Here is a 7,467-nt window from a genome sequence, read left to right as displayed (position 1 = left end):
CTTGCGCCGCATTATCCGCTGCTCTATGCCGGGCCCAATGGCCGCGTGGCCCACGAATGCATTCTCGACATCCGGCCCATCAAAGACCGCAGCGGGATCGGCGCCGAAGACATCGCCAAGCGGCTCATGGACTACGGCTTCCACGCACCGACCATGAGCTTTCCGGTTGCCGGCACCCTGATGGTCGAACCCACCGAATCCGAGGGTCTGGCCGAACTCGACCGCTTCGTGGACGCCATGATCGCCATCCGGGCCGAGATCGAAGCGGTCGAGCGCGGCGAACAGCCTCTGGACGACAATGTCCTGGTCAATGCCCCGCATCCGGCCGTGACCTTGCTGGCCGACGACTGGCATCATCCCTATACGCGGGCCCAGGCGGCGTATCCCGTACCGGGGTTGGTGCAGAACAAGTACTGGCCGCCCGTGGCCCGGGTGGACAATGCCTGGGGCGACCGGAACCTCACCTGTGCCTGTCCGCCGGTCGAGGCGTATGCTTGAGTATTCACCAGGAGATCCACATGCCTTATGTAAACATACGGGTCACGCGCGATGGCGTGACGGCTGAACAAAAAGCCCGGCTGATCGAAGGCACCACGCAGTTGCTGGTCGACGTGCTTGGCAAGGATCCGCAAACCACGTTCGTGGTGATCGATGAAGTCGATACGGACAACTGGGGGGTCGGGGGCCAGAGCATCACTGCATTGCGGGCAGCCAGAGCGCCAGGGCCAGAAGCGTAGCCAGCAATACGGGCGGCGTGATCATCAGCCCGATCTTCATGTATTGCCCCCAGGTGACCCGGTGGCCTTTGCCGGCCAGCACGTGTAGCCACAGCAGGGTCGCCAGGCTGCCGATGGGGGTGAATTTCGGGCCGAGGTCGTTGCCGATCACGTTGGCGTAGATCATCAGCTGGCGGGTCGTGTCCGCGACCTGCGCCTGGTCGATGGCCAGGGCACCCACGAGCGTGGAGGGCATGTTGTTCACGATCGACGCGACGACGGCCGCCAGAAAGCCCGTACCGATGGTGGCCGTCATCGTGCCCTGGCGACCCAGCCATGCCAGCGCCTCGGCGCCGTAGCGGGTCAGCCCGGCTTGCCCCAGGCCATACACCACCAGGTACATGCCCAGTGAAAACAGCACGATTTGCCAGGGCGCGTCGCGGATGATGCGGCCCAGGGGCACGATCGGCTGCCGGGCTGCCTGGCCGACCCGCCCGGCAATGACCAGCAGCGTCAGTGCGCCGCTGCCGGCGACCAGACAAAATGGCAGCTGCCACTGGGCCAGCACGAAGTAGGCCAGCAGCAGCGTGGCCAGAAGTGGGAAAGCGGCGCGAAATACCTGCGGATCGACGATGGCGCTGGCGGGCGGGTCCAGGTCATCCACAGGGTACTGCCTGGGTATTTGACGGCGGAACACCAGCCATAGCACCACCAGCGACGCCATGACGGATACCAGATTGACGGGCGCCATCACCAGCGCGTAGCGGGAGAACGAGACCCCGAAGAAGTTGGCACTGACGATATTCACCAGGTTGGAGATCACCAGCGGCAGGCTGGCCGTGTCGGCAATGAAGCCGGTGGCAATGATGAAAACCAGGGTCGCCGATGGGGAAAATTTCAGGCGGTGCAAGATGGCGATCACGATGGGAGTGAGCAGCAGCGCGGCCCCGTCGTTGGCAAAGAAGGCGGCAATCACGGCGCCCAGCAGGATCACCAGGGGAAACAGCCGATGGCCCCGGCCACGGCCCCAGCGGGCGATGTGCAGTGCCGCCCAGGAGAAAAAACCGGCCTCGTCGAGGATCAGCGAGATGACGATCAGGGCCACAAAAGTAAAGGTGGCGTCCCAGACGATGCCCCACACCACAGCCACGTCCGGCCATTGCACCACGCCGGTCAGCAGGGCGAGCACGGCCCCGCCCAGAGCGCTGTAGCCAATGCCCAGCCCGCGCGGTTGCCAGATCACCAGCACCAGGGTCAGGAGAAAAATAATCAGTGCCAGCGGCATGGGGATCGGGAAGTGCCGTGTCCGGCAGGCGGGCCTGCCGGGTTTCTAGGGGTGTGGCCGGGGTGGTGTCGTGTGAATCAGGCGATTTCGGCCAGTACGTCTGCGACCGTGCCGAACAGTTCGTCGATCTGCGCCTCTTCGATGATCAGCGGTGGTGAAAACGCCAGGGTATCCCCGGTATAGCGCACCAACACCCCCCGATCGAAGCAGCGGTCGAAGACCTCGGCCGCCCTCGCACCCGGGGCGTCCGGGCGGGAGGCCAGCTCGATGCCGGCCACCAGCCCCAGATTGCGTACGTCGATCACGTGCGGTTTGCCCTGCAGGCTGTGGGCCGCTTCCTCGAAGCGGGGCGCCAGTGCGGCGGCGCGTGCGAACAGGCCGTCCTTTTCGTAGACATCCAGCGCGGCCAGCATCGCCGCGGTCGCCATCGGATGGGCCGAATATGTATACCCGTGGAAAAATTCAATGCCCGTATGGCTGGCCCCCAGGATGGCATCATGGATGCCGCGCTGTACGGCCACGGCGCCCGCGGGAATAGCCGCGTTGCTGATGCCCTTGGCCATGGTGATCAGATCCGGCGTCACGCCGAACAGCCCGCTGGCAGTCGCCGCGCCCAGGCGCCCGAATGCGGTGATCACCTCGTCGAAGATCAGCAGGATGCCGTGGCGCGCGGTGATGTCGCGCAGCCGTTCGAGATAACCGACGGGCGGAATGAGCACGCCAGTGGACCCCGCCATCGGCTCGACGATGACCGCCGCGATGGTGGAGGCGTCGTGCAGTGCGATGATGTTTTCCAGGGCGTCGGCCAGGTGTGCGCCCCACGCCGGCTGGCCACGGGACCAGGCATTGTGTTCGGGTGCATGGGTGTGCGGCAGATGATCCACCCCTGGCATCAGCACGCCGGAAAACGTCTTGCGGTTGGGTGAAATACCCCCCACGGAAATACCGCCGAAACCGACCCCATGGTAGCCGCGCTCACGCCCGATGAAGCGGGTGCGCTGGCCTTCCCCCCGGGCGCGGTGATAGGCCAGGGCGATTTTCAGTGCGGTGTCCACTGATTCGGAGCCCGAGTTGGTGAAGAAGATGCGGTCCAGGCCATCGGGCATCAGGGCCGCCACTTGGGTGGCGGCCCGGAAGGAATCTTCGTGGCCGATCTGGAAACTGGGCGCATAGTCGAGACGCCCCGCCTGTCGCGACAGGGCTTCGATGATTTCGGGGCGCGCGTGGCCCGCATTGACGCACCACAGCCCTGCGGTGCCATCGAGTACGCGGTGGCCGTCACGGGCGGTGTAGTACATGCCCTGGGCGCCGACCAGCAGGCGGGGGTGTGATTTGAACTGTCGGTTGGCCGTGAAAGGCATCCACAGGTTGGACAGGTCGGGCAGGGCGTGGGGATCGCTGGGCATTTCAGTCTCGTTGGATAGGTGGGAAGTCTTATTTTGCGTCACTCTGCGGTAAATCACAAAGTCATAGCGCGGGCTGTCGCTGACCGCCTGAGGCCGGCGCTCGATCTCTTCCCAGGTGCCGTCGGGCAGCGCGGGAAACCAAGTGTCTGCGGGATAGCGGGCGTGGATTTCGGTTGCGATGATTTCATCGGCCAATGCCAGGGCCAGGCGAAAGACACCCTCGCCGCCGATGATGGCCACGCGACTTTCGCCCGCGCAATGTGCCAGGGCTGCATCCAGCGACGCATGGCATTCGGCACCGGCGGCCCGGAAATCAGGATCCCGGCTCAGTACGAGGTTGCGGCGCCCAGGCAGCGGGCGGCCCAGGCTTAGCCATGTCTTGCGGCCCATGATGATCGGGTGTCCGAGGGTACTGTGCTTGAAGTGCGCCAAGTCGCCCGGCAGGTGCCACGGCATGCCGCCCTGCAGGCCGATGCCGCGGTCCTGATCGTACGCTACGACGAGCCGGATGTGTGGAAAACGGGATGCGCTCATGAAAATTCAGGATCTTGGGTGTCGTTCGGGGCGGCCAGCCGGTCGATCTTCTGGTCTCGACACTGGGCCAGCAATGCGGCCAGCGGGCCTTGGGGCAGCGTCAGGTCCGGTGCCAGATCCTGCAGCGGCTGCAACACGAATGCGCGCTGGTGCATGCGGGGATGGGGCACGATCAGATCCGGCGTGTGGATGTGGCGGCCGTCGTACCAGAGCAGGTCCAGGTCCAGCGTACGCGGTGCATTGCGCCAGGGGCGAGTGCGGCCATGGGCCTGCTCGATCTGCTGCAGCACGGCCAGCAGCGCGTGCGGCATCAGCGTGGTCTCGATGCGCATGACCGCATTGACGTAGGCGGGGCCCGTGCTGTCCACGGGGGCCGTGATGTACAGGGGCGACAGGCGCAAGGCCCGCACCTGGGGGTGCTGGCTTAAAGTGTCCGCCGCCTGGTGTACGGCGCGGATGGGGTCTCCCAGGTTGCCGCCCACGCCGATGAAGGCGTGCAAAGCAGGCGCAACGTGCCCTGCGCGGTCGGGGTGCGATGCGGCCATGGTTAGCTGGATGCGATGCCCTGGGGGCCGGAAGCGTTGCTGGCGGCATGCGCCGGCTGATCCGCGGCGGCCGCCTTGCGCCGGCTGGGGCGTCGGCGCCGGCGTGACGTCTGCCCAGGCCCCGTCTTGCGGCTGCCGGCATGGCCGGCATGCCAGGCTTCGATCATTTGGGTGCGGCGCTCGTCCGTGCTGTTGGCCAGATCCATCCACCATTGGGCCAGCACACTGTCGACTTCGCGTGCCTCGGCGCGCAACTGGAGAAAATCGACTGCGGCGCGGAAACGGGGCTGTTCGAGTACACGCCAGATGGTGCGCAACGTGGCCCGCTCGAAGCGGGCCTGCATCAGCCAGATGTCTCGCATGTCCGCTTGATGGCGCCGCTGTATGGCCAGCGTATGCAGTTGCTCTTCCATGACCGCGTCGGCGGCCTGAATAAGGGCTTCGTTGCGTTGCACCCCTTGGGCCACCTGTTCTTGCCAGCGCTTGTGGACGGGGCGCCACAACAGGGCCGCGAACAGAAAGCCCGGACTGACCGTCTTGCCTGAACGCACCCGGGCATCGGTGCGGGACAGTGCCATGTCCACGAAGGCTTCGTCGCGCTCTTCTTGGAATATGTGATCGATGACCGGTATCAGGCTTTTGGTCAGGCCCGCCTGCTGCAGTTCGCGCAGGCAGTCCATGGCATGGCCGCAACTGAGCAGCTTGAGCGTTTCATCGAACAGGCGCGAGGCGGGTACGTGCTCGATGAGCGCGGCCAGGCGGGTAATCGGCTCGGCCGTGGCCGGGTCGATGCGGGCGCCCAGTTTGGCCTTGAACCGCAAGGCGCGCAGCATGCGCACCGGATCTTCGCGGTACCGTGTTTCCGGGTCGCCGATCATGCGCACCACGCGGTTCTTGAGGTCTGCCACGCCGTGGTGGAAGTCGATCACTTCTTCCTTGAGAGGATCGTAGTACAGCGCGTTGATGGTGAAGTCCCGGCGGGCGGCGTCTTCCTCGTGGGTGCCGAATTCATTGTCGCGCAGGATGCGGCCGTGCTCGTCCGTGGGCTGGCCGGTGGGTGATGCGGCGCGGAAGGTGGAGGTTTCTATGACTTCCTGGCCGAAGACCACGTGCACCAGCTGGAAGCGCCGCCCTATGATGCGCGCGCGCCTGAACAGCGGCCGGATCTGGGCCGGCGTGGCGTTGGTGGCGACGTCGAAATCCTTGGGGGCGAGCCCGATGATCAGGTCGCGCACGGCACCGCCCACGACATAGGCGTCGTACCCTTTCTGCTGCAGGACCTCGCATACCTTGATCGCGTGGCGCGAGACCAGGCGCCGGTCGATACCGTGCTGGTCTTGCGACAGGCGCAAGGGCCCCGATGGTTGACCGGCAAACAGGCGAGTGACGAGATGGCGTATGGTCTGCTGAAGCATGGCGCGTATTTTACCAGCCTCGGCAGCGTACCTCGTCAACCCCGCCCAGCGAATGGGGGCGCGCCTTCCGTCTCAGGATTTGGCATCCTGCAGGTCGGCAAACAGGTCGAGTTCCCGCCAGCCGCGTGCGCGAGCCAGGCCGCGCAGGGCGGCGCTGGGGTTGGTGGCCACGGGATGGCTCACGACCTCCAGCAGCGGCAGGTCATTCATCGAGTCGCTGTAGAACCAGGTCTCATCGAAGTCTTCCAGTTGCCGATCGAGTGTTTGCAGCCATTGATGCACGCGCAGCACTTTGCCGGTGCTGAAGCTCGGCGTGCCCGAGATTCGCCCGGTATATCGGCCGCGTGCGTCCTGCTGTGGGATGGTGGCGATCAGGTGCTGGATGCCCAGGGCCTGGGCAATGGGGCCTGTCACGAATTCATTGGTCGCCGTGACGATGGCGCACAGTGCGCCGCGGGCCCGGTGTTGGTCCACCAGGGCATGGGCCTGTGGCAGCAGGCGCGGTCGCACCACTTCGTCCATGTACTCGCGATGCCAGGCCGCCAGTTCGTCGGCGGTGCCCAGGCGCAGCAGGCCGAGCATGAAATCGGCGGCTTCCTCGGCGCTCAGCGTGCCTTCGTTGTAGCGGCGCATGAGATCGTCGTTGCGCGCGCGCGCCTGGTCCGGATCGCCTGCACGCCCGGTGCGTGCGAGAAATTCGGCCCATTGGTAATCGCTGTCGAAGGGCAGCAGGGTGTGGTCCAGATCGAACAGGGCGAGATGACGGGTCATGGGCGTGGAGCAGAATGGGCCAGCAGCTCTTTGAGCAGCGGCAGGGTGATGGCCCTGTGGCGGGCCAGGGAATACCGGTCCAGGGCATCCATGAGCGCCATCAGGCGGCCCATGTCCCTGTCGTGGTGCGTCAGGATCCACTGCAGCAGTTCGGGCCCCAGGGGGACACCTCGCGCGGCGGCCTGGTCCTGCAGGGCCAGGGCGCGATCCTGGTCCGACAGCGGCTGGAGGCGTATGACCTGGCCCCAGGCCAGCCGGGTGCGCAGATCTTCGCGCAGCGCCAGCATGCGGGGGGCGCAGTCGCCCGCGCACAGGAGGCTAAAGGCGCCGGGGGTGCCCATGGCGGTGCGCCAGCGGTTGATGAGGCCGAACAGGGCGCTTTGCGCGGCGGCGCCGAGATGCTGCACGTCGTCGATGGCGATCAGCACGGCGGGCAGCGGGGTGTCGACATCGGCCAGCGCCGGCAGCCGTTGCCCGGCCTGGGCGGCCGGAACGAACAGGCCCGCTGGTTGGCCCGGCTCCGACAGGTTGGCGCGCGCCTGCAGCAGGTGGCTGCGCCCGCTGCCTGGCCCGCCCCACACGTACAGGAGCGTGCCGGGCTGCAAGGCGCGCACCGCTTCGAGCGCCGATGCATTCGGACCGGCGACGAACCCGGCCAATGTCGGGGCGGGGGCCTGCAGGATGTCCAGGATCTGCTGTTGCAACATGGGGTTCGGCGCGCGCGGGTCGGGCGCGCAGTCAGGTAAAATCAGGGCCAGCATGGCTGAAAACAGGCATTCTGGCATATTCGGCCAT

7 protein-coding genes and 2 pseudogenes are annotated in these 7,467 nt (G+C 66.1%); 2 read left to right on the top strand and 7 right to left on the bottom strand.

Annotated features, from left to right (window positions below):
* Nucleotides 1–498 (top strand): annotated as a pseudogene (locus tag WCZ84_RS06295) (glycine dehydrogenase (aminomethyl-transferring)); the annotation flags it as partial.
* A gap of 20 nt (nt 499–518) precedes the next feature.
* Nucleotides 519–737 carry a 4-oxalocrotonate tautomerase family protein gene (locus WCZ84_RS06290; protein WP_372685408.1) on the top strand — a complete coding sequence of 73 codons (219 nt, stop codon included), beginning with the start codon at nt 519–521 and terminating at the stop codon, nt 735–737.
* Here WCZ84_RS06290 and WCZ84_RS06285 read toward each other — a convergent pair.
* From WCZ84_RS06285 to hda, 7 genes and pseudogenes are all read right to left on the bottom strand, one after another.
* The gene (locus tag WCZ84_RS06285; protein WP_372685407.1) at nt 694–2,001 is read right to left on the bottom strand and encodes an arsenic transporter; all 1,308 of its coding nucleotides are present in this window, start codon (nt 1,999–2,001) and stop codon (nt 694–696) included. The genes WCZ84_RS06290 and WCZ84_RS06285 overlap by 44 nt on opposite strands.
* 77 nt (nt 2,002–2,078) lie before the next feature.
* Complete coding sequence (locus tag WCZ84_RS06280) at nt 2,079–3,407, bottom strand: aspartate aminotransferase family protein (protein WP_372685409.1); 1,329 nt, start codon at nt 3,405–3,407, stop codon at nt 2,079–2,081.
* A gap of 57 nt (nt 3,408–3,464) precedes the next feature.
* Nucleotides 3,465–3,941 (bottom strand): annotated as a pseudogene (locus tag WCZ84_RS06275) (dihydrofolate reductase); the annotation flags it as partial.
* On the bottom strand, nt 3,938–4,486 hold the full coding sequence (folK, locus tag WCZ84_RS06270) for a 2-amino-4-hydroxy-6-hydroxymethyldihydropteridine diphosphokinase (RefSeq protein WP_372685406.1): 549 nt from the start codon (nt 4,484–4,486) through the stop codon (nt 3,938–3,940). The pseudogene WCZ84_RS06275 and the gene folK, both read right to left, overlap by 4 nt.
* A gap of 2 nt (nt 4,487–4,488) precedes the next feature.
* Entirely contained in the window at nt 4,489–5,901 is a 1,413-nt protein-coding gene (gene pcnB / locus WCZ84_RS06265; protein WP_372685405.1) for a polynucleotide adenylyltransferase PcnB, read from the bottom strand.
* A gap of 72 nt (nt 5,902–5,973) precedes the next feature.
* Nucleotides 5,974–6,672 carry an HAD family hydrolase gene (locus tag WCZ84_RS06260; RefSeq protein WP_372685404.1) on the bottom strand — a complete coding sequence of 233 codons (699 nt, stop codon included), beginning with the start codon at nt 6,670–6,672 and terminating at the stop codon, nt 5,974–5,976.
* Entirely contained in the window at nt 6,669–7,379 is a 711-nt protein-coding gene (gene hda, locus WCZ84_RS06255; RefSeq protein ID WP_372685403.1) for a DnaA regulatory inactivator Hda, read from the bottom strand. Before hda ends, WCZ84_RS06260 begins: the two co-directional genes overlap by 4 nt.
* Between the last annotated feature and the right edge of the window lie 88 nt (nt 7,380–7,467).

The sequence above is a fragment of the Castellaniella sp. genome (genome assembly GCF_041675725.1).
Lineage (GTDB): Bacteria > Pseudomonadota > Gammaproteobacteria > Burkholderiales > Burkholderiaceae_B > Castellaniella.
This window is presented reverse-complemented; position numbering and strand designations above follow the sequence as displayed.

What these genes read in the sequence shown, in the direction of transcription:
- WCZ84_RS06290 (WP_372685408.1), top strand. Translation starts at nt 519, where the DNA reads ATGCCTTATGTAAACATACGGGTCACGCGCGATGGCGTGACGGCTGAA.
- WCZ84_RS06285 (WP_372685407.1), bottom strand. Translation starts at nt 2,001, where the DNA reads ATGCCGCTGGCACTGATTATTTTTCTCCTGACCCTGGTGCTGGTGATC.
- WCZ84_RS06280 (WP_372685409.1), bottom strand. Translation starts at nt 3,407, where the DNA reads ATGCCCAGCGATCCCCACGCCCTGCCCGACCTGTCCAACCTGTGGATG.
- folK (WP_372685406.1), bottom strand. Translation starts at nt 4,486, where the DNA reads ATGGCCGCATCGCACCCCGACCGCGCAGGGCACGTTGCGCCTGCTTTG.
- pcnB (WP_372685405.1), bottom strand. Translation starts at nt 5,901, where the DNA reads ATGCTTCAGCAGACCATACGCCATCTCGTCACTCGCCTGTTTGCCGGT.
- WCZ84_RS06260 (WP_372685404.1), bottom strand. Translation starts at nt 6,672, where the DNA reads ATGACCCGTCATCTCGCCCTGTTCGATCTGGACCACACCCTGCTGCCC.
- hda (WP_372685403.1), bottom strand. Translation starts at nt 7,379, where the DNA reads ATGTTGCAACAGCAGATCCTGGACATCCTGCAGGCCCCCGCCCCGACA.